Genomic DNA, 20,363 nt, shown 5'->3' with positions numbered 1-20,363 from the left:
TGAACGACCACATCGCCAAGCCCATCAATGTCGCCGAGCTGTTCTCGACCATGGCGCGCTGGATCAGGCCGTCTGCGCCAGCCCTGGCCGTGGCGAGCCAACCCGTGCCCATCCAGCTCGTGGCGTCAGAGGCACAGAAGCCTGAGCCAGAGCTGCCTGCGCTGCCAGCGCTGGACGGCATCGACACCGCCGCCGGCCTCAAGCGCATGCAGGGCAATCATGCACTCTATCTGAAGCTGCTGCGCAAGACCGCCCAGGACCAGGCCGACAGCCTGGAGCAGTTTGATGCCGCCGCCAGCGCCGGCGACTGGACGGCGGCGCAGCGCATCATCCACAGCCTCAAGGGCGTGGCAGGCAACATCGGTGCCGAGGCCCTGCAGCAGAGTTGCGAGCGACTCGAGGCGGCGGCACAGGCGCAGCGAGCCGAACCGCAGGCCAGGACGGCGGTCCGGCAGGCGCTTGGGCGGGTGCTCGAGGCCATCGGCAGTCTGCCGGCGGAAGTGCCTCTGGCACCGGCAACGGCCCCGCAGGGATCGACCGCTGCATTGCAGCAGGTCGAGCCCGAGCGTGTCGCTCAGGTGCTTGCTGAGCTCGCGCGCTTGATCGCCGACTCCAGCTTTGCCGCGGCCACCCGTCTCGAGGAGGAACGGGATCTGCTCGGCGCGGCCGGGCTCTCCGCCGAGCTGGAGCCGTTGCAGGCGGCGCTCGAGGACTACGATTTCGACGCCGCGGAGTCCCTGATCGAGCAGCTCATACAGAAAAGTACCTTGCCCAGCTAGTAATGACGGTTGCACTGGACGTAATCCTTGATCGCCGCCTGTTTGGCATCTTATTTTTGACCAGGAGGCCAATAAATCAGCGTCTCCCTAGAGCTGCGCCGGCCGAAACCGGCGCCAGTCGATCCCGAGCCGTCGCATGCGCGCGCGCAGCGTATGCGGATTGACCTCGAGCCGGCGTGCGGCGCCGAAGGGCCCTTCGATGCGTCCGAGACAGTCGGTCAAGGCCGCCTCGATATGCCGACGGACTGCATCGTCCAGGCTCTGGTCCGGCTCTGGCGTCTCGGCCCGCACCTGCTCCCGCGCCACCGTCGGCATGTCCACTCCCAGGGCGGTTCGGATCTGCAGCGGGCCGCCATTGCCCAGGATCGCGGCCCGCTCGATCACCGCCGAGAGCTCGCGCACATTGCCGGGCCAGGGGTAGGCCCGCAGGAGCTGCAGATCCTCGGCCGTGGGCAGCTGCGGGCTGAGGCCGAGGCGCTTGGCGGCCCGCAGGGCAAAGTGCGCGGCCATCGCGGGGATATCCTCCAGACGCTCGCGCAGGGCCGGCAGAACGAGCGGGAAGACGTTGATGCGATACCAGAGATCGGCTCGAAAGCGCCCGGCCGCCACCATGGCCGCCAGATCGCGATGGGTGGCCGCGACGACGCGCACATCCACGCGCAGCTGACGCTGACCACCGACACGCTCGAAGGTCCCATCCTGCAGCACGCGCAGCAGCCGCACCTGTAGCGCGGGCAGGAGCTCACCGATCTCGTCCAGAAACAGCGTGCCGCCGTCGGCGCGCTCGAACCACCCCTGACGCTGCATCGAGGCCCCGGTGAAGCTGCCGCGCTCGTGCCCGAACAGCTCCGAATCGGCCAGTTCCGGCGGGATGGCGCCGCAGTTGACACGCAGAAAGGGACCAGCCGCGCGGCGCGAGCCCCTGTGAATGGCCCGCGCCACGACCTCCTTGCCGGCGCCGGTCTCGCCGAGGATGAGCACTGGCGTATCCTTGGGCGCAACCAGCTCAATGCCACACATGACTTGGCGCAGCCCCGCGTCGGCCCCAACGACGCTGTCCGTGATGTCCTCCCGCCCGAGTCGCGTCAGCAGCGCGGTGCGATCGGCCTCAGCCGACGCTCGCAGCGCAGACAGCTCGCGCACGGTCCGGTCGTTTTGCATTGCCACACCCAGTGGGTCCAGCAGCGCTGCGAGCAGGGGCTCGTGCGTTTCATCGAAGTCCGCTGTATCCGCCGCCTGCAACACCACGACACCCAGGCCGGCTCCCTCAGAGCCCCCTTCGGAAACCCCTTCGGAAACAAGGCCGCCGGCCATGAGGCTGCCCGCGAGATCGCTCAAGCGCAGACCCGGCAGATCACGCTCCAGCGCGTCTGTGCTGCCGCGGATGACCCCACGCCGGTCGCACCAGCGCGCGATACGTCGAAAGGCCTCTCTGGTGAGCTCCGACTCAATGCCGGCCGACTCCAGCACCACCGATGCGCTCACCTGTACCCGGGCAAGGCACCTGAGGCAGTCGCGCTCGGGGTCGAGCTGATACAGCAGCAGGCGTTGCAGCGGCAGTCGCCGCGCCAGCACGGCGGCGATGGCCGGCGCTGATCGATCGATATGGATGTCGCGGCAGGCCTGTTGCCAGACCTCCAGCAAGAGTGGCAGGAAACGCTGCATGACGGCGGAATCTCGAAGGAAATAGCACGGGAAATCTATCGCTGAGTATAGCTTATCCGTGATATTCAACGGTTTTGTGCCCTGCGGCGGCTGCAAACCATCGGCACAGGGATGCTGAGACAGGCCAAAAGCTGGAAAAGACTTTTAAAGTCAATCCACTCTGGGTCAAGCGCTCAGACAGCAGACACATTGGCACGAAAGCTGATCAATAAACCACGAGGCACGAAGCCTCACGCCTGTGACAGCCTGAATCCTGCCAATCAGCAACGGAGGTACATCATGGTTCGCGAAGCCGTCCTCACCCTCGGACAGGTCTACAGTTGGCACCGCCGTCGCTTGCATCTCTGGCTGGTCGCCGTCGCGTCGGTGCTTGCGCTAATCATCCTGCACGATCTCGAGCCGGAGTGGGCCCTGCTGCCGAATTTTCTCGAGGGCATGGCCGCCGAGACCCTGCTCGCGGTCTTCCTTGGCGCCCTGGTCTGCGAGTACATCGACTCCAGCCTGGGCATGGGCTATGGGACCACGCTCACGCCGCTCCTGCTACTGGCAGGATTCGAGCCCTTGCAGATCGTGCCCGCCGTGCTGTTCTCCGAGCTGCTCACGGGGATCACGGCCGGTGCGTTGCACCACCATGACGGCAATCTGAACCTGCTGCGCGACACCCAGGCCCGGCGCACCGTGCTCTTGCTCAGCCTGCTCAGTGCCGCCGGCGCCCTGACCGCCGTCACGCTGGCGATCTCCATCCCGAAGTTCTGGCTCTCCGTCGCCATCGTGACCATCGTGCTGACCATGGGCGTGCTCATCCTGGCAACGCGCAGGCGGCGGATTCCCTACCGCGCTGGCAACGTCGTCGCCGTGGGGCTGGTGGCGGCCTTCAACAAGGGCCTGTCCGGCGGCGGCTATGGTCCGCTGGCCACCGCGGGCCAGATCATCTCGGGGCTGCCGGCGAAACAGGCAGTGGCCATCACCTGCATCGCCGAGGCCTTCACATGCCTGGTGGGGCTGGCCGGCTATCTGTGGCTGACGGGCGGGCTCGACTGGTCGCTCGCCACCCCCTTGGCCTTGGGGGCACTGCTCTCGGTGCCGGTGGCGACACTCACCGTCAAGCGCCTGCCCGAGTCGAGCATCCGGACTGCCGTGGGTCTGGTTACCCTCGCGCTCGGGCTGGTCTCCCTCGCCAAGCTTATTGGCTGAGCAGCAAGTGCCAGCAACAGGGATGCGCCCGGACGGCCGGGCTCGCCGACGAACAGCCGCCCCTGACGACCGATGGCTGGCCTGCACGCGCTCAGGGGCGCTGTCGGCGGGAAGGACGCGCTCCGGTCATCGTCGCGGGCGAGGAAGCAGATCGCGGCCGGCGCCCTGGTCACTTCTTGACCAATCCGAGTCGAATCTGAGCTGGACTCGGGGCTTAGCCCATCGACCCAGCCTCTGCGCACAGGGTTATCCACAGCCGTTGTGAATAAGCGGCCAAACAGCAGTTGCGCTAAGGAGACGCTGAATAGGTCAGCGTTTCCCTAAGGTGCGCTCAGCGCAGGGCAGCGCCCAGCGTCCGTGGTGTTTCTGTACGGTCATGGTGACAATGGGCCTCCGCTGGCTTCACGCCGCATGGAGATAGTCGACAACCACTTCGCCGAGATTCAGCGTCAGATCCGCGATCAGATGCCTGGCCGCGACCACCTCCAGCACCGGCAGGTCGGCCACGGGCGCCAGGGCATGCGGAAACAGGGCCAGCGCCCCCGGTCCAGACCAGGCGCCCTTGACCCGGACGTCGCCGAGCGCATAGCGCACCAACTCGCAGATGCGCGCCGTGCCGTCGACATGGGGGATGATCTTCAGCAGGAAATTGGGCGTCTCGCTGAGACCGCGCTGCACTTCGACGGGATCGAGCGGTGCATGCTTGTAGCCCATGGTCCCGGTGGCCACCCGGAGCGGACCATAGTCCAGGGTGCCGACCAGGGTGTCGGTGTGCACCGCCAGGCGCGGCTTGGCGAGCTTCTTTGGAAATCCCCAGAGCTCGCGTCCGCCAGCGATGGCCGGATGCCCATCCAGATACATCGCATGGGTGTAGTTGCCCGGCTGTCCCTGGTAACGCACGGCAATCACCTGGCCGCTCTCGGTGTAATCACCAAAGCCGGTGGAGTCGGGCATGCGAATGAACTCGTAGTACACCAGCGGCTCCGCCAGTTCCAGTGGCTCCGGTACCACCGCACGCAATTTGTCCGCATCCGTGCGATAGGTCAGGATGAAATACTCGCGGTCGACAAAGCGATACGGACCGGGTGGGTAAGCCGGGTTGCCAAAGGGCATGGCGAAGGCCTGACGGCGGATGGTGGAACTGTCCATACGAATGGCACCTGCCTGTCTGCGTTGGGCTGCCTCGCTGGGTGCCCCGAGGCGCGGCCCGTTGTCGAAGAAGGGCACAGCCTCAGTATGGCGTATGAGCGTCAGTTGGGAAGGTGAGCGCAGGGGATGGCGACGACACGGCAAACGCGAGCGCCGACGACAGGCGATGGGGGCCCCGGCACCTATGCAGTCCTGCTCACGCCCAAGAAGGCGCAGTCCGTCCGGATCGGGCGGCTGGGCGATCTGACGCTCGGGAATGGCGTCCTGGTCCATGTCGGCAGCGCCCTCGGCCCCGGCGGTGTCGCAGCACCTTGTCGGCATCATGTCCGCATCGCCGCGCGCCCCACTGGCATCTGGACATCGCCGCGAGGCGTATCGGCTCAATGCGGTCATACTGCCTGGGCAGGGACGCAGTGCGCCTGATGTGGCCGATGCGCGGCCGTTGGACCCCGAGACGGTACGCACCTATTTCAAGCGCTACACGCCGGGCGGTGTCGAGGAGCTGCTGCGCATGAGCGATGTGGGCGGTGATCCTAAGTTGCGGAGGGCAGGGCCGGGCGTGTCGGTCGACCCAGGCTCTATGAGTGCTGTGCCCAATGAGTGCGACCACTATCAGGCTGTCATCGGCGAAGGCCGCGACCGGTGTCAGCAGGCGATCGCCGTCAGTCAGCGGAAGCCATCAGCGCGTGGCTGCCAAAGGCGCCTCATCCGAGGCCGAAAACAGGCTTGATCATGGTCAAGTCGCATCCCCCTCTGAGTTGAGAGACTGGCCCTGTCGATCCTAGCATCGCCACCCAAACTACCGTTAGCGGACCGAGTCTTTCAATGAGTATGTTCTGTTTCCAATGTGAAGAGGCCACCAAGGGCACGGGTTGCACCACCAAGGGCATCTGTGGCAAGACCGAGAGCATCGCCGTGCAGCATGACCTTCTGGTCTACCTGCTCAAGGGCCTGGCCGTCGTCGCCGAGGAGGCGCAGCGCCAAGGCCAGCCGGATGCGTCCGTTGGCCCCTTCATCGCCCAGGCCCTGTTCGCCACCATCACCAATGCCAATTTCGATCCGGCTCGCTTCAATAGCCTGATCCAGGCCACCATCGCCAAGCGTGACGCGCTCAAGGCAAGTCTCGGCTATCAGAGCGATCGCGATGAGGTGAGCTGGACTGGCAGTCCGGCCATCTATGCCGCCAAGGGCGCCGAGGTTGGCGTGCTGTCGCAGCCCAACGAAGACCTGCGCTCGCTGCGCGAGCTGCTGGTCTATGGCGTCAAGGGCATGGCCGCCTATACCGACCATGCCGCCATCCTCGGTTTGGAGAAGCCCGAGATCTATGCCTTCATGATCAAGGCCCTGGCGGCGACCACCCGGGAGCTGAGCATCGATGAGATGACCGCGCTGGTGATGGAATGCGGTGCCGTCGGCGTCACCGCGATGGCGCTGCTCGATGAGGCCAATACCCGCGCCTACGGCAACCCTGAGATCACCCAGGTCAAGCTCGGCGTCGGCACGCGCCCCGGCATCCTGATCTCCGGTCATGATCTCAAGGACCTGCAAGACTTGCTCGAGCAGAGCGTCGATAGCGGGGTCGACATCTACACTCATAGCGAGATGTTGCCGGCGCATGCCTATCCAGCGTTCAAGCGGTATCCGCATTTCGTCGGCAACTACGGCAATGCCTGGTGGCAGCAGGACAAGGAGTTCGCCGCCTTCAACGGCCCAATCCTGATGACCACCAACTGCATCACCCCGGTCAAGAGCGCCTATCGCGATCGGATCTACACCACCGGCATGACCGGCTGGCCGGGCGTCAAGCACATCGCCGATCGTCCCGAGGGCGGCGCCAAGGACTTCTCGGCGATCATCGCACAGGCCAAGACCTGCCCGCCACCGATCGAGCTGGAGCAGGGTGAGATCACCACCGGCTGCGCCCATGCCCAGGTCATGGCGCTGGCCGATCAAGTGGTCGATGCGGTCAAGACGGGCGCCATCAAGCGCTTCGTCGTCATGGGCGGCTGCGACGGTCGGCACAAGGAGCGCAGCTACTACACCGACGTCGCACAGGCCCTGCCGCAAGATGCGGTGATCCTGACCGCCGGCTGCGCCAAGTACCGCTTCAACAAGCTGGATTTGGGCAATATCGGTGGCATCCCGCGCCTGCTCGACGCCGGCCAGTGCAACGACTCCTACTCGCTGGCCTTCGTCGCGCTGAAGCTGAAGGAGGTGTTTGGGCTGGATGACATCAACGAGCTGCCGATCTCCTATGACATCGCCTGGTACGAGCAGAAGGCGATCATCGTGCTGCTGGCGCTGCTGCATCTGGGGGTGAAGCACATCCGCCTCGGCCCGACGCTTCCGGCCTTCCTGTCGCCGAACGTGGCCAAGGTGCTGATCGAGACCTTCGACATCAAGCCGATTGGTCGCGTGGAGGAGGATGTGACGGCGATGATGGCGGCTGCTTGAGCCGACAGGCCTGCGTGCGCGATAGCGGTTTAGTTCTGGCCGACAGCAGTAGCCCTCGCGGACCTCAGGTAGGAGGGCTGGGCTTGCGTCTTCGCATTGGGCGGGCAAAGCGTGTTCGGGAAGCTGAAGAGACCGTTGACGCACATGCGCTCTGGGAACTGGTCGAGGGCGAGGCAGGCAAGTGGATACTCGGCAAGGGCCGTCGCGGTTAAAACAGCACCAGCTCAACGCCCTAGCGCCAGCCCCTCGCGACGAGGGTCTGCGCCCCCCTGCCAGCCGTTTTTCGTTCGCACGATACCTTGCAGACCGCTGGGCAAAGGCCTGATCTTCAACTCGTGCCCCTTGCTCTTCAACGCGGCGACAATCCCGCTCAATGACGTCCCTTCCTCAAGTTCGGTGCCGTAGTTTCGGCTGCCCCGGTTCGGCAACTCAATGGCCTGTTGAATATCCAGGCCATACCCCAGGACCCCGAGCAACGTCTTGGCGACATAATTGATGATCGCCGTACCACCCGGCGCCCCGATCAACATGTGCAGCTGCCCATCACGAAACACCATCATGGGCGCCATGGTACTGCGGGGCCGCTTGCCAGGTTCGACCCGATTCAACAAGGGACGACCTTTCCCATCCACCCCTGCCAGCGAAAAATCAGTCAGCTGGTTATTCAGCAAGAAACCCCTGACCAGCATTTTGTTGCCAAATGCCGACTCTACTGACGTTGTCATGGACACGGCATTGCCCTGTGCGTCGACGACAGAGATGTGCGTGGTCGATGGCAACTCGGCCGACTCGTCCAGTCCAAATTCTGCCGGGTCGATGCCGGGCGGTGAGCCGGGCAAGGCCTTTTTCATGGCCTGGTCGGGCAAAATTTGTGCGGCCCGCTGTGCGAGGTACTCGGGGTGGAGCAAGGCTTTGACGGGCACATCGGCAAAATCAGGATCGGCAACGTACACATCTCGATCAGCATAGGCTAGCTTGCCCGCTTCGGCAAAGTAATGCACGGCCTGGGGCGAATCGGGGGCATGTTCAAGAACCGGCGTATGCGACAGCATCCCCATTATCTGCATCACGGCGAGCGGACCTGAGCTGGGTGGACCGCTGCCACACAAGGTATACCCCCGATAATCCGTACAAAGGGGCTCGCGGCGAATCACCCGGTACGAGGCCATATCATCCAGTGAAAGAGACCCCGGGCGGTCATGCGCACCGACGGCATCGACAATAGCCAGGGCAATTTCACCGGTATAGAATGCATCTGCCCCGTGCTGCGCCACCTGACGATAGACCCGAGCCAGTTCCAGATTGAGCAAACGGTACCCTACCGGCAGCGCCTTGCCATCACGATAAAAATACGCGCTTGCCGAAGTGCTGCCCTTCAACCCGTTGCTGCGGGCCAAGAGACCATGCAGCCGCAGTGACACCTCGAACCCTTGTTCAGCCATTGAAATTGCAGGTTCGAACAACACCGCCCAGGGCAGCCGACCATGGGCCTTGTGCATCTCGGCCAGACCGCGGAGCAGCCCCGGCACGCCAACGGACAGCCCGCTATTGACTGCCTCTGGCCAGGACAAGACTTTGTCCTGGTGGACGAATTGCCGATAATGAGCGCGTTTGGGCGCAGTTTCACGCGCATCAAAACTGGTCAGACGCTGGTCAGCCTGGTCGTAAACGAGCATAAAGCCACCGCCCCCGATGCCTGACGATTGGGGCTCGACCAGGCCCAAAACCAGTTGCACGGCAATGGCGGCATCGACCGCGTTACCCCCCCGCTCGAGAATACCCACCCCCGCCCGGGTCGCCAGCGGGTTAGCGGCCGACACCATGAACTTCTTTGCTTCGGCCAGGGTATGGCGTGAAACCGATACCGCCGCTTCGGGATCGGGTGGGGGATCGGGTGGGGGATCGGCCTGCAATGCCATCGGCAGCGCGGCCAGAACCAACGCCATGACACAGCCCGCCAAGCGGGCGTGACCTGTCGGACCAGATCGGGTTCGACCCACTGAACCTGCCTCTTTCATTTCAAAGGGCTGACCATCAGAACCTTCTATGTCAACCAGACCAGCGATTACGACGGCTTCGTCAACCCGGTGACCGGCAACAGGGCCGACGCCACCATGAGCCATTGGCGGCTAATCGCGATCTACAGCTTCTGACTCTCAGTGGCAACAGTGCATGCCGACCCTCTGCATGGCCGGCATGCGCCGTCACCACAGCGCAGCGGCATGGGCCATGTTCGCGGCGCACGTGAGCAGCGACTTGGTCACCGCGACCGCTTGCGGTTGTTGCATAGCGTTCAGGCTTCCCGCAGCGCCCGTCGATAGCGCTCGAAACCCTCCAGCATGGCCGCTGTCGGTGGTGCCGTGAGCAGGCTGGCGACGACGATCGCGAGGCTGGCCAGGACCACGCCAGGCACGATCTCATAGAGATCGAAGAGCCCACCCTCGAGCTGCTTCCAGATCACCACCACCAGGCCGCCGGTGAGCACGCCGGCGATGGCGCCGGGCCAGTTCATGCGCTTCCAGTAGAGGCTGATCAAGAGCACCGGGCCGAACGCAGCCCCAAAGCCGGCCCAGGCGTAGGCCACCAGCCCCAGCACCGTGCTGTCCGGATTTGTCGCTAGCAGCAAGGCCACCAAGGCGAGCAACACCACCGCCGCGCGCCCGACCAGCACCAGCTCGCGCTGACTGGCGTGTTTGCGCAGCAACTGCCGATAGAGATCCTCCGCGAGCGCCGAGGAGGAGACCAGCAGTTGCGAGTCGGCGGTGCTCATGATCGCGGCCAGGATCGCGGCCAGCAGGATGCCGGCGATCACCGGGTGGAACAGGGCCTCGACCAGGACCATGAAGATGGTCTCGGCATCGGCGAGCGGGGTCTGCAGATGGGTCTCGACATAGGCCAGACCAGCAAGGCCGACCAGCACCGCGCCGGTCAGGCTCAGCGCGGTCCAGCTCACCGCGATGCGCCGCGCGCTGGGCACGTCGCTGGCACTGCGAATGCCTTTGAAGCGTGCCAGGATGTGCGGCTGGCCGAAGTAGCCGAGGCCCCAGGCGGCGAGCGAGACGATCGCTATCAGCGTCAGCGGTTGGCCCTGGTTGTCGGTCCACAGCTGCATCAGCTCGGGATTGTGCGTGCGCAGCGTCTCGGTCATCGCTGCCCAGCCGCCATCGCTTTGAATCGCAATCACCGGCACGATCAATAACGCCGCGGCCATCAACAGCCCTTGCACGAAGTCGGTCCAGGACACGGCGAGAAAGCCGCCGAATAGGGTGTAGGAGACGATGAATAGGGTACCGACGATCACCGCGAGCTGATAGTCGAGCCCAAAGACGGTCTCGAAGAGCTTGCCGGCCGCGACCAGGCCGGAGCTGGTATAGAACAGGAAGAACAGCAACACGAAAAAGGCGGCAACGGCCTGCAGCAGATGCGCGCGGTCGCCGAAGCGGTTGGCAAAAAACTCGGGGATGGTGAGCGCATTGTTGGCCTCGACGCTGTAGACGCGCAGCCGGCGTGCGAGCAGCAGCCAATTCAGCCAGGTGCCGAGCAGCAGTCCCCCGGCGAGCCAGAGTGATTCTAGGCCGGAGACAAAGGCGAAGCCGGGCAGGCCGAGCAGCAGCCAGCCGCTCATGTCGGAGGCGCCGGCGGAGAGCGCGGCGGGCCAAGGGCCAAGGCTGCGGCCGCCGAGGAAATAGCCGGCGGAATCGGCGGTGCGCCGATAGGCCCAAAGGCCGATGGTCAGCATGAGCAGCAGATAGGCAGCGAAGGTGGCAAAGACGGCGGGATCGAACTCAATCATGCGTGGCAATCAGTGTCTCGCGGTTGTGGGCTTGTGGCGAAAATCTAACATGACTTTGGCCTCAGGTCTTGTGCTGTGGGCATGGCGCGGCGCGAATGGTTATCAGCGCGGGTCCGGTGGGCGCTGATCTGAGGTTGGCAACAGCGGTTCGAGCGCGTGCAGCAGGCCGGGCAGATCGGGCAGGTCCCATTGGGGGCGCGGCAGCGCCTCGGGCCAGTCTTCGTCGGGCCGAAAGCGGCCGGTGCGCACCAGTGCCGCACGCATGCCGAGGCGCAAGGCACCGGCGATGTCCGTATCCGGCCGGTCACCGATCATCACGCAGTGCGCAGGCGCCAGGCCCAGCCGCCGGCAGGCCATCTCGAACAATGCGGGCTCGGGCTTGCCGATGACCAGCGGCTCGACACCGCAGGCGACGGCAATGGGCGCCACCAGGGCGCCGCCGCCCGGCAGCACGCGGTGCCGGCCGTCATGGGTATCATCGACGCTCGTGTCCGGATTGGTCACCACCAGTCGCGCGCCGCGCTGCAGCACCAGGTTGATGGCCAGGGTCAGACGCTCGAAATCGATGCCCGGACCCTCGCCGACCACGACGAAGTCCGCGGCCTCCGGATCCCGCTCGCCCAGCCTGGACAGCTCCGCCTCCAGACCGCCCTCGCCGATGGCGAACCAGGAGAAACCCGGCTTCTCCAGGGCCAGGCGCTCGGCGGTGGCGATGGCGGAGGTCAGGATCAGGCTGGGCTCCGGCCTTGGCAGCCCCATGGCCGCCAGCCGTGCCGCGACCTCCTCGGGCGTACGCCGCGGATTGTTCGTGACAAAGACGTGCGGCAGCCCGGCGATGCGCTGCAAGAACTCCAGCGCGCCCGGCAGCGGCGCGTCGCCGTGATAGAGCACACCATCCATGTCCAGCAGCAGGCCCCGGATGGACCGATGGCGCGGCTCGCCCTTGCGGGCGGTGATTGAGGCGATCCTGGTGGACGGGTGGGCGCCCGAAGGCGCTCTTCGCTGACTCAAGCGCCAGTACCCTGGGCGCATGTGAACTTGATGACCTGGTCGTAGACGACCTCCGGGCATGCCGCACCGATGCTGGTGGGCGGTTCCAGGTAGAGCCGGAATATGACCCCGAGTGGGCTCGTATCCGTGAGTATCTCGCTTCCATCCTTGTTTGTGCAGCCGGCGACAGGGACTGCGAGCTGCAGGCAGAACGGTTCGTTCGTCTCCTCGTCGATCCTGCAGTCGCGGGAGATCTTGTAGGCGTAGGTCAACTCGCTGTCCGGGTCGTCCCAGGACAGGTACTGATAGGCGCTGCCCTCCAGGTCGTCGGGGAACGCACTGCCCAGGGCCATTTTCGAGGGCCCGCTGGTGTAGGCGTTGAGGTTGACGTAGGTCGCCTTGCCAGTGGCCATGTGGTTGAGTCCGTAGGCGATGAGGAACTCGCCTTCTGTGAGCATCATCTCATCGTCGAGATCAAACTCCGGAAGGGTCCCGGCGCCGAGGTACAGGGCGTCGCGGGTGTCGCCGAGGGTCGTGACCTTGCGCTGGGTGAAGTCGTACCCCTCGTAGGCGACCGTTTTGGTGACGTACTCTTTGGCGGTGCACCCGAAGATTGCATATTGCTGAATGATGGCCGCACGAAGTCGGGCGAGCGCCGGCGTCAGGTCGATTTCGGTCTGGCCGGTGCCCCGGGTCCGCAGTGGAGGAGCCGGGAACGGGTTCAGCACCGCCTCGGGCTCAGGTGTCAGTCGAAAGACCTGGTAGGTCGGGTTCTCCACATACGCTTCACCGGCCAGAGGATCCACCCAGAGGGCATTGCGGTTGGCGATGAGGAAGGTATCGCTATCCGACTCGAAGCCGAGCTTCAGGGTCGCGGAAGGAATCACGATGGTGTTGATGATCTGGGCGGGGTAGCCGGCGCGGCGCAGGGCGGCTCGGACCCGGGCGTCGATTCCCCGATCGGCCGTGTAGATGAACACCATGGGACGCTCGAAGGGCTTGAGACCGATCGTCTTTATGGTCTGCATGTTGACCGTGTCGCCGAGACTGTTCAGCAGCAGTTCAATTCTATTTTTTCCAGGTTCTGTCTCATTCGTATACCACCGGGTGGCGAGATAGATCTGATAACTGAAATAGGCCTCCGGAGGCGGCGTCATGCCAACCAGAACAACGGCCTCGTCGGGGGCGAGCCGGATGATGGGCAGCTCGAGTGCGACCTCCTTGACCTCTTCCGGCAAGCCGCCGATGGCGCGCGGGGAGGGTCCTAATGCCGCCGCGGTATACGGCGCCCCGTAGTTGGCATAGAGCGCGTTTGGATAGTTGCCGTCGCAGAATTTTCCGATGGGATCGAATTTGATGGGGTCTCCCTTTGTGACGATAATGCCATCCTCTTCAAGACGGGCAATGAACTTCTCCACTGAGGGGTCGCGGAGGTGCCTCTGCCACCAGCGAATGCCGATGGGCCTTTCCCGCGAACCGATATTCTGATCGAACGTCTGAGCCATCGCGGGGATTGAACAGAGTGCGGCGATGGCGCACATGAATAGACCACGCAGCAAGGTCTTGGAGAACATTAGACCGTGCCCTCCGATGTGAAAAACGGACAGGGAACCGGATCGCCTCTGCTGTTAAGGTTAGCGCGGATTGACGAGTGGTCAAGGCCCAGCTGGGGCAGCAAAGCTGCCACAGGATTGAGCAAAAATCCAGCGTTGCCGAGTACTGGAACGCGAATTTGGACACGGCGGACGATGGGGCACGAGGACGTCAGCAGCTGCGTCCGGCGGGAGCTTGCGACGACGGACCGGGTTCAAACGCAATCGTCGTTCGCGTTCTGCCTGGTGCCGGCGCCTTCGCTCGATCGAGACCTGACATTGGTGCCACCTAGGATAGCCTCGATGTCTCTCTCGGTCACCGGCAGCGTCAGCACGGCAGGTAGCGGAAAATGCTCGGCGAGCAACGGGATGTACCGGGCCTGCTCCTTGCCAACCAGCACGATCACGTGCGCCGCTGGCGCCGTCTTGCGCAGGCCGCGAGAAAGATATCGAGATTGCTGGCGTTGGCGCCGGCAGAGTTCTTGCCGAAATCGTAGAAGAACCCCGCCACCACCCAGTCCGGCGACAGCCGCTTGAGTGCCTGAATGGCCTTGCGTTGTGAGGTGATCACGATCACCTCGCGCCAGAGCCCGTTCAGATCCTGGATCAGGTGCTTGGAGAAGCCTCGTGGAGCATGACGCTCAGGTGTGGATTCAGTTGCCGAGGCGTGTGTAGCCGCGCATCACCGACCCGACGGTGTCGAGACCGACCGGGATGAAGGCCAGGTACTCGCGCAGGGGCTCATTAGCAATTTAGAGGACCTGCAGCAAGGGCGGCGCTTGCCTGAAGCACCTGATTACAACCGGCGGAGCCGCCCTGCGACCGGCACCGGCTACTCCGCATAGCGCGCGATGCTGCTCAGGCCTTGGGCGCAGCGCAGCCTGCCATCGCTCGCCCTGGATACGCGCATAATACAGTCCTGCTGGCACTGTAATTGGCTTCCCCGTAGCGCCAAATCAAGCGGTCTGAGGACGCTACCGGCTGCGATTGGTCTTGAGTGCCACTATCCCCTCTGCTCCATCAATGCCTCACCGGCGCAGGCAATAGTTGCCACTCGTCGACCAGCCCGGCGGGCAGCTCCCAACCCTCGGGATCGCCACCCGCCCGTTCGACCCGGCCACGCAGTACGCACCGCTGGTGAAGTAGCCGCTCGGGCAGTTACCCCGCTTCTCCAGCGCAAACCGCGCCTGCTTGCCAGGGACGCAATACTCCCCACTCGTGCTGTAGCCGCTCGGGCAGGTGCCGAGCTTGACCAGCGGCAACGGCTGCAGGCCTGACTGCGCGAACGCGCCGAGGGGCACGAGCCAGACGATGAGCAGGAGACTTTGCAGGGTGCGGTTCAGCAGGCGTACTGGGACAGTCATCGCAGGCCTCCATCGGAGGATGTTGGCGGAAGGGTCAGCCCGATATGGATGGGGCGGATGTCGGCGTAGAAGGGGCGCACGTCGCGCTCGACCATGCACCAGTAGGCGAGCAGCTGCATGGGGATCGCCGCCGTGAGCGGCTGGAGCGGCTCGACGTTCAGCGCCGGCACGGGCCAGACCTCATGGGCGATGGCGGCCACCTCAGCGTCGCCGGCCTCGGCGACCGCGATCACCTCGGTGTCTTGGGCCCGCGCCTCGCCCATGATCTCCAACATGCGCTGGCGGCTGCGCCCGGGCGTGGCCAAGAAGACGGAGGGCGACTGCGGGCCGGTCAGGAAGCGCCGGATGTGGGCCCACTCCTCGACCTGCTGCACGCTGACCGGGATCATGGCCGACTCGATCAGCTTGGCCTCGCCGAACAGCGCGGTGCCGTACAGGCTGCCGCCGCCGATCAGGCAGGGCGTGCGCCCGGCAAGCCGGGCCGCGAAGGCGCGCACCGGGCCGTCGTGGGCGGCGATCAGCGCGTTCAGGCTGCCCAGGGCGAGCGCCAGCTCGGCGCGGAAGCGCTCGGCCTGCTCGGGGCCGATCCGGCCCAGCCGCTCGCCAAGGGCCAGAGCCAGGCCGAGCTGGGCGACCATGCCCGCCATGTAGCTCAGGGTGCTGGGGATGAAGCCGCTGGTGTCGATCGAAGGCACCTGAAGCTCGATCACATCATCGGCCAGGGTGGTGGCCGGGCTGCCCGGGGTGTTGGTGATCAGCAGCGTCGGTGCCCCGCGCGCGCGGGCCTCGCCCAGCGAGGCGGTGGCCGTCTTGGTGCGACCCGAGATTGAGGTGCTGACCAGCAGGGTCTGCGCGGCGAGCAGCGGGGCGTGGTAGGGCCCCACCTCGAAGGCCTCGACCGCCCAGGCGCTCAGGCCGGCAAGCGCGCGGTAGGCATACTGGCAGGAGACCGCCGCGATGTACGAGTCGCCTGAACCGGTCAGATAGAGCTGGCTCAGCCGCTCCAGCGGCAGGCGCCGTGCAATCTGTTCGGCCTGTTCCATGATCGGCTGCAGCCGGGCCTGGAGCGCTGCGCCCTGACGCTCGATCTCGTCGCGGTACAGGCGCCAGCTGTGGCGCTTCTCAACGTTTGGCGGCATGGTTCAGCCTCCTACTGAGCTGACAGGGGCGGGAGCGACATTGACGGCATGGCTTGCCCTGCGGGTTACGCCGTCAAGGTACCCGATACCAGCAACAGCCGAGCGCGAAGGCAAGCGCACGTGCAGCCGCGACCGGAGACAAGGGTTCAGCCATCATCGTCCCGGAACGCCGTCAGTGAGCACAGACGGCCATCGGCATCGATCTCCGCCTCGTATTCGATGGGGCAGCAACACACGGGGCAGTCCTCGATATAATTGTGACTGCAGGCGGAGCAATCGACCTGGGCATCGATGATCTCGCCGCAATAGGGACACTGGACCTGACGCTCTTCAAGCATGGCGCCCTCCGTTGACCGTGGAGCTTAGGCAGCCGCCGCAGGCGGAACGGCAGACCGCCCAGCAACAGGCCGTCGACTTAGTGGGTCCCATGCCGGTCCCACATCTCCTCGATGCGCTGCGCGAGCCGTGCGATCTGCGGCCAGTCGTGGCTGACGATGTCCTGGGCGTGGGCGAGGTTGTTGCGCAACGACTCCAGATCCTTGATGACGCGCTTGGCCGCCCCCTTGGTGCGCAGACCGAAGGCGAGGCGCTGCTGCTCGTCTTCCATGACGATCTGCGCCTTGTCGGAGAGCTGCAGACAATCGGCCAGATCCACATGCTGCCCAATGCGCCGTCGCTCCTCCAAGAGCGCCTGCGCCTTGCTCAAACGCCCGGCGGAGAGCCGCTCGGTCCAGCTGCCGTCGGGCCAGCAGCTGCGGATGCGCTCCAGCAACTCCAGCTCCAGCAAGGTGATGATGCCGAACAGCCACATGCGCACGATCGGCTGCTGCATGTCGCCGCGGCAGATCACGCCGGCGACATCGCCCATCGCGGTGACGAAACAGAAATCATAACGGGTCAGGACATGGATGACCTCCGACAGCGCGGCATCGCCCTGCAGCACTTGCGCGGGGGCGAAGGAGCGAAACGGCATCTCGCCATCTCGGGCCTGGAGACTCTGCGCGCACAGGTAGCCGACGCAGACCCCATCGCGGCGCAGCCCGAACACCTCCAGCTCAGCGCGGGTGGCCAGCTGCGCCAGCACGTCCCCGACGCGCTCGCTGTCGAACGAGCGCAGCGGTCGCGCGACCTCGCGCGCGGTGAAGGCCTCGGTAAACACCCGCAGGGCGCGACGCTGCGACAGGTCCATGTTGCCGTGCGGGCGCCACGCCTCCTCGCCGATCGCAGCCTGCTGCGGGGCGGGCAGACCGAGGCGCTGGGCGCATTGCGCGAGGGTCTTCTGCGCTAAGCGGTAGAGCCGCTCATCCGCGTCGGCCAGCACCTCGAGCAAAGCGGCGGCTTCGGCCAGATAGACGCGCCCGAACTTGGCGTCATGGCGGCAGATGTCGCGGCAATTGTCGATCAGGTCGGCGAGCTTGATGGTCTTGGCCTCGACCGGCGCCTGGGCGGTGTGATGCCGATCGATGGCCTTGCGCACCGCACGGTTGCCGTCGGCCGGCTTGCTGACGTCGGTCAGGTGCGCCACCAGCTCGCGGACCCTGCGGCCAAAGGCGCGCTCGATGTCGCCAAAGGTCGCCGGCGTGTCTTCCACCGTGTCGTGCAACCAGGCCGCCGCGATCATCTCGGGGTCATCGGTGACGCCCGCCACCAGCTCGGCCACCGCCTTCAGATGCTCCTGATAGGGCTGGTTGGTGTACTTGCGGCGCTGGTCGATGCGCTGATGCGCCTCGGTCGCAAAGCGCCGGGCATGCGCGATGAGGTCGTTCATGGGCGGTCTCGCTGCGGCGCGACGCGCAGGGTCGCGACCTTCCGCCCCGCATCGGCCTCGGCCGCCAGATAGGCCGCCACGATTTCAGGCAAAGCGGGCAGGGCAGGGTGGCCACGCGGCTCGCACCAGTCGCAGAAGCGCTGCCAGTCGGCGCGATGGGCGCGCTGGGTCGACTCGGCACGGCCGGCCGCGAGGTCGTGCGCAAGGCGGGTGTAGTCTGCGGCGAGCGGCTGCGCTTTGGCGTCGAGCCGGTCAAACCTCCGCATTCAGGTCGTCCATAAGCGCCTGCACGCGCGTGAAGCGCTTTCCCCGCCCCTGTTCTAGCGCGTCGATCGCTTGGCGCGTCTCGGCGTTCGGCACCTTGATCTCAAACGGCAAAGCCTTGTCCCTGGCAATGCGGGGCAGGAACAAGCGAATTGCATCGGACATAGTCAAGCCCATGGCCTCGAGAACCTCGGAGGCATCGGCCTTCAGCTGCTTGTTGATACGGGCGCGGACAACATCGCTCGAAAGCAAGTCGAATTCCCCTTATCAATGACTGCGGCGACGGTGTAGCTACATTGTAGCACCGTTAAGCGCTGATCTCTGCCGAACGAGCGCGGTGGCCGCTGCGAACCGATGCGCTGGTCGAGAGAAGCTCCGCCGCCCTCACAGGACCAGCCGCCTCCGTGCCGCCAAGAATACCGCGATCAGTGACGAGAAGGGCAATTATCGTAACTAATTGCACTATTTTCAGTGAAAACTGGCCGGGGCACGTGCGGCACAGCGCAGTCTGGAGGAGGCATTGCGGCTGGCGTTGGCGCGGCCGGCGGGCGTGGTGGCGGACGAGGACACGCCAGTGCCTGCGACCTAGGACTGCCCCCTTCCTGAGCAGCATCCCCGTCGAGCTCAGCTGCCAGCTCGGCGAGCTTGGCCCTTCGCGGTCTTAATCGCCTTCTTCGATGAAGGCGACAGCGCGACTTTGATGAACGGCCAGCCTCATGCGCCAATAACCGTGAGGCTGAGCAGGCGCTCGCCCGGGGCGAATGCTGGGTTGACATAGGGGGCATGCACGCACGACGCCGACGGGCCGAGCCGTTCTACGAGCAAGTTGCAGGTGGCATCAAACTCATAGAGATCGTACTCCGCGCACGTCGTCACCCAGGCCAGGACGCCGGCGGGCGCGATCGAGGAGAGGCGCGCGAAGGCCTGATCGAGCGCCAGCGCACGCCCTTCAGGCCCGCGCCAACGCACGGTGGTGGCAACCGCGCGCGACCCGGATCGAAGCACTGAGCGGGTGTCGCTCGGATCGACGCCGATGAGGATCCGTCGGTTAAACGGCAGCGCGGGCAGCATGGCCTCGATGGCGGTTGCGAAGCTCAGCGCGGGATCGGCGGCTTGAAGCTCGATCACCGTGAGCGGCAGGCTTTCGCGCCAGGCGGTATCTGGCGCCGACGCGCGGCTGTCGAGCAGCAAGGCCACCGCGATATAGACATCGGCTTGCACAAGCTGCTGCGCCCAGACCGTCGCGTCGTGACGCGCCACTGGGTCGTCTGGGTCGATCAGCAGCATGGCGCTGTCGGTTTTCTGCAGGCGCAAGTCGAGCCAGCCTTCAGCGGCATCGGCGGAGGCGCGACCCGGTCGGTAGAGCCCGGCGTCTTCCGGCACTGCGCCGCTGGCCGCGAGCTGCTCCACAAACCCTTCGGCACGTGGGCCAAGGCCAATCAAGAGCGGGAAATTGTTGAGGTCCCAAACGTTGAAGCGCGATGCAGTCGGCGTCGTGATGGCACTGCCCACGACATCGGGCAGGCGCTCGAACGCGGGGGCGAGTGGTCGCAGACAGAGGCGGTTTGGATAACTGCCATAGGCCGGGAACACGAAACTCAACAGACTCGAAGCGCCAAGGGCGCGAAAGAGTGTGCGTCGTTTCATAGTGGGGTCTCCTGTGCGAGGGGCTGCGGGCTCCCGCCGACAAACGCGGCTCAGGCCGCACCACTGGCCGCAACGGCCGCCTCGATCTGCTGCGCCAATGCCGCCTCCAGGCCCAGGGCGCGGGCCAGGGCATCGAGATAGAAGCGCTCGGGCGGGGAGAGCGGGTCGAGCATCCAGGCCGAGGCGGTGTAGACCTCCGCCGCCTGCGCAGGCGTGCGCCCCTTCAAAACGGGTCTACGTACGGTCGTGATCAAACATCCGCTTGCGATGGCTATCCAGGTCTTAATCCCCTTCAGATCGGGTCATCGATTCGGACAGAGTGGGCTGATAGGTCTATGCTCAATACTCATGGGTCTGCTCCCGTGCTGGATGTTGAGGGGGTACTGCACCTCGGCCTTGATCATCGTACCAGCCGGTAGCCGGTAGGGTAATGGAATGGTCCGCCCCGCTCCTCCAACGCGCCCAGAGCGGGCACAATGAGCGATGATCTTGAAGCATCGTCAACCGAGGTAGCGGAGCAGACCAATGACAGAGCGTAGCAAAGAACAGCCGATCACGTTCGTTG

20 protein-coding genes are annotated in these 20,363 nt (G+C 65.1%); 4 read left to right on the top strand and 16 right to left on the bottom strand.

What is annotated here, in order from left to right; genetic code table 11:
• A partial coding sequence (locus F2Q65_RS17825; protein ID WP_150094761.1) for an Hpt domain-containing protein occupies nt 1-779 on the top strand: 779 nt, incomplete at its 5' end.
• An 87-nt stretch (nt 780-866) separates the two neighbouring features.
• On the opposite strand, the gene F2Q65_RS17820 is transcribed toward F2Q65_RS17825, so the two are convergent.
• Nucleotides 867-2,444, bottom strand: a complete 1,578-nt coding sequence (locus tag F2Q65_RS17820) for a sigma-54 interaction domain-containing protein (RefSeq protein WP_150094760.1) — start codon at nt 2,442-2,444, stop codon at nt 867-869.
• A gap of 279 nt (nt 2,445-2,723) precedes the next feature.
• On the opposite strand from F2Q65_RS17820, the gene F2Q65_RS17815 reads away from it, so the two are divergent.
• Nucleotides 2,724-3,638, top strand: coding sequence for a sulfite exporter TauE/SafE family protein (locus F2Q65_RS17815; protein WP_150094759.1), 915 nt, complete (start codon nt 2,724-2,726; stop codon nt 3,636-3,638).
• Nucleotides 3,639-4,040: 402 nt separating this feature from the next.
• On the opposite strand, the gene F2Q65_RS17810 is transcribed toward F2Q65_RS17815, so the two are convergent.
• Nucleotides 4,041-4,787, bottom strand: a complete 747-nt coding sequence (locus F2Q65_RS17810; protein ID WP_150094758.1) for an acetoacetate decarboxylase — start codon at nt 4,785-4,787, stop codon at nt 4,041-4,043.
• 271 nt (nt 4,788-5,058) lie between these two features.
• On the opposite strand from F2Q65_RS17810, the gene F2Q65_RS19750 reads away from it, so the two are divergent.
• Both F2Q65_RS19750 and hcp read left to right on the top strand, forming a co-directional pair.
• Nucleotides 5,059-5,517 carry a hypothetical protein gene (locus tag F2Q65_RS19750; protein WP_211354085.1) on the top strand — a complete coding sequence of 153 codons (459 nt, stop codon included), beginning with the start codon at nt 5,059-5,061 and terminating at the stop codon, nt 5,515-5,517.
• A 95-nt stretch (nt 5,518-5,612) separates the two neighbouring features.
• The gene (gene hcp, locus F2Q65_RS17800) at nt 5,613-7,241 is read left to right on the top strand and encodes a hydroxylamine reductase (RefSeq protein ID WP_150094757.1); all 1,629 of its coding nucleotides are present in this window, start codon (nt 5,613-5,615) and stop codon (nt 7,239-7,241) included.
• Between the two features lie 224 nt (nt 7,242-7,465).
• Here the strand turns inward: hcp and ggt are convergent, their stop codons facing one another.
• The 14 genes from ggt to F2Q65_RS17735 form a co-directional block, all read right to left on the bottom strand.
• Nucleotides 7,466-9,187: a gamma-glutamyltransferase gene (ggt, locus tag F2Q65_RS17795; protein WP_150094756.1), complete on the bottom strand. Its 1,722-nt coding sequence runs from the start codon at nt 9,185-9,187 to the stop codon at nt 7,466-7,468.
• Nucleotides 9,188-9,534: 347 nt separating this feature from the next.
• Nucleotides 9,535-11,034 (bottom strand): sodium/proline symporter PutP, encoded by a 1,500-nt coding sequence (putP, locus tag F2Q65_RS17790; protein ID WP_150094755.1) that lies wholly within the window; start codon nt 11,032-11,034, stop codon nt 9,535-9,537.
• Nucleotides 11,035-11,136: 102 nt separating this feature from the next.
• On the bottom strand, nt 11,137-12,045 hold the full coding sequence (locus F2Q65_RS17785) for an HAD-IIA family hydrolase (RefSeq protein WP_246156344.1): 909 nt from the start codon (nt 12,043-12,045) through the stop codon (nt 11,137-11,139).
• Nucleotides 12,042-13,598, bottom strand: a complete 1,557-nt coding sequence (locus F2Q65_RS17780) for a hypothetical protein (protein WP_150094753.1) — start codon at nt 13,596-13,598, stop codon at nt 12,042-12,044. Before F2Q65_RS17780 ends, F2Q65_RS17785 begins: the two co-directional genes overlap by 4 nt.
• A 233-nt stretch (nt 13,599-13,831) precedes the next feature.
• Nucleotides 13,832-14,023, bottom strand: a complete 192-nt coding sequence (locus tag F2Q65_RS17775; protein WP_150094752.1) for a hypothetical protein — start codon at nt 14,021-14,023, stop codon at nt 13,832-13,834.
• The gene (locus tag F2Q65_RS19560) at nt 14,020-14,187 is read right to left on the bottom strand and encodes a hypothetical protein (RefSeq protein ID WP_170265800.1); all 168 of its coding nucleotides are present in this window, start codon (nt 14,185-14,187) and stop codon (nt 14,020-14,022) included. The genes F2Q65_RS17775 and F2Q65_RS19560 overlap by 4 nt, the downstream gene beginning before the upstream one ends.
• A gap of 457 nt (nt 14,188-14,644) precedes the next feature.
• Nucleotides 14,645-14,980 (bottom strand): hypothetical protein, encoded by a 336-nt coding sequence (locus F2Q65_RS17770; RefSeq protein ID WP_150094751.1) that lies wholly within the window; start codon nt 14,978-14,980, stop codon nt 14,645-14,647.
• Nucleotides 14,977-16,119 carry an SIS domain-containing protein gene (locus F2Q65_RS17765; protein ID WP_150094750.1) on the bottom strand — a complete coding sequence of 381 codons (1,143 nt, stop codon included), beginning with the start codon at nt 16,117-16,119 and terminating at the stop codon, nt 14,977-14,979. The genes F2Q65_RS17770 and F2Q65_RS17765 overlap by 4 nt, the downstream gene beginning before the upstream one ends.
• 146 nt (nt 16,120-16,265) lie before the next feature.
• Entirely contained in the window at nt 16,266-16,457 is a 192-nt protein-coding gene (locus F2Q65_RS17760; protein ID WP_150094749.1) for a CPXCG motif-containing cysteine-rich protein, read from the bottom strand.
• Between the two features lie 77 nt (nt 16,458-16,534).
• Nucleotides 16,535-17,887: an HD domain-containing protein gene (locus F2Q65_RS17755; protein WP_150094748.1), complete on the bottom strand. Its 1,353-nt coding sequence runs from the start codon at nt 17,885-17,887 to the stop codon at nt 16,535-16,537.
• Nucleotides 17,884-18,153 (bottom strand): hypothetical protein, encoded by a 270-nt coding sequence (locus F2Q65_RS17750; RefSeq protein ID WP_150094747.1) that lies wholly within the window; start codon nt 18,151-18,153, stop codon nt 17,884-17,886. Before F2Q65_RS17750 ends, F2Q65_RS17755 begins: the two co-directional genes overlap by 4 nt.
• Nucleotides 18,140-18,403: a type II toxin-antitoxin system RelB/DinJ family antitoxin gene (locus F2Q65_RS17745; protein ID WP_150094746.1), complete on the bottom strand. Its 264-nt coding sequence runs from the start codon at nt 18,401-18,403 to the stop codon at nt 18,140-18,142. Before F2Q65_RS17745 ends, F2Q65_RS17750 begins: the two co-directional genes overlap by 14 nt.
• Before the next feature lie 462 nt (nt 18,404-18,865).
• Entirely contained in the window at nt 18,866-19,798 is a 933-nt protein-coding gene (locus tag F2Q65_RS17740) for a hypothetical protein (protein ID WP_150094745.1), read from the bottom strand.
• Nucleotides 19,799-19,848: 50 nt separating this feature from the next.
• Complete coding sequence (locus F2Q65_RS17735; protein WP_170265799.1) at nt 19,849-20,025, bottom strand: DUF533 domain-containing protein; 177 nt, start codon at nt 20,023-20,025, stop codon at nt 19,849-19,851.
• Nucleotides 20,026-20,363: the final 338 nt, after the last annotated feature.

Source organism: Thiohalocapsa marina (assembly GCF_008632335.1).
Classification (GTDB): domain Bacteria; phylum Pseudomonadota; class Gammaproteobacteria; order Chromatiales; family Chromatiaceae; genus Thiohalocapsa; species Thiohalocapsa marina.
The sequence above is the reverse complement of the archived record's forward strand: the minus strand, read 5'-3'. Positions and strand labels throughout refer to the sequence as shown.